Annotated in this window: 1 pseudogene; it reads left to right on the forward strand. The window is 33.4% G+C overall.

The features are described 5' to 3' along the window. Nucleotides 1-657 (forward strand): annotated as a pseudogene (locus tag AC1DJR_RS32095) (IS4-like element ISBce2 family transposase); the annotation flags it as partial. Between the last annotated feature and the right edge of the window lie 127 nt (nucleotides 658-784).

Consider the following 784-nt stretch of genomic DNA (forward strand, 5'->3'; position numbering starts at 1 on the left):
CAATTACAACCTGGCCAAGTATATGAATTACATGATGTATATGTAGGGAGCAAAGACAAACTACCCACTCGCATTGTGGTTTATAGATGTACAGAGGAGCAAAAACAGAAACGTTTACATGATCGAGCTATTCGTGAAAAGAAAAAAGGGATTACATATACAGAGCGTACGAAACTTTTACAAGGAATTACGGTATATATGACAAACATTCCTACGGAATGGGTRCCGAAAGAGAAAATCTATGATTTATATTCACTGCGTTGGCAAATTGAGCTGTTATTTAAAATATGGAAATCTTGGTTTCGAATTCATCRTTGTAAATCTATTAAACAAGAGCGATTAGAATGCCACCTTTATGGACAACTCATTAGTATCCTATTATGTTCTTCTACTATGTTTAAAATGAGAGAACTCCTGTTACGTAAGAAACAGAAAGARCTAAGTGAATATAAAGCKATGTAYATAATTAAAGATTATTTCTTACTTTTTCATCAAGCAYTACATAAAAACACCCAAGAATTATCAAAGATTCTCCTTCGTCTGTTTAACCTCCTACAGCGAAACGGACGAAAATCTCACAGATATGAGAAAAAAACAGTCTTTGATATTTTAGGTGTTGTGTATGAGTATACCACTTCTGCCCATCAGGTAGCATAGCGAAAAATTTAAAACCCGTCAGGGTTTATTTGATGTGCCTACTTTTATGCTATCTATAAAAGATAATAAAAGACTACGTGAAAAAACCACATTTTGTATAAAAAGATACCTTAAGTTGATGGATGTG

The organism is Bacillus sp. 05T31, assembly GCF_056396725.1.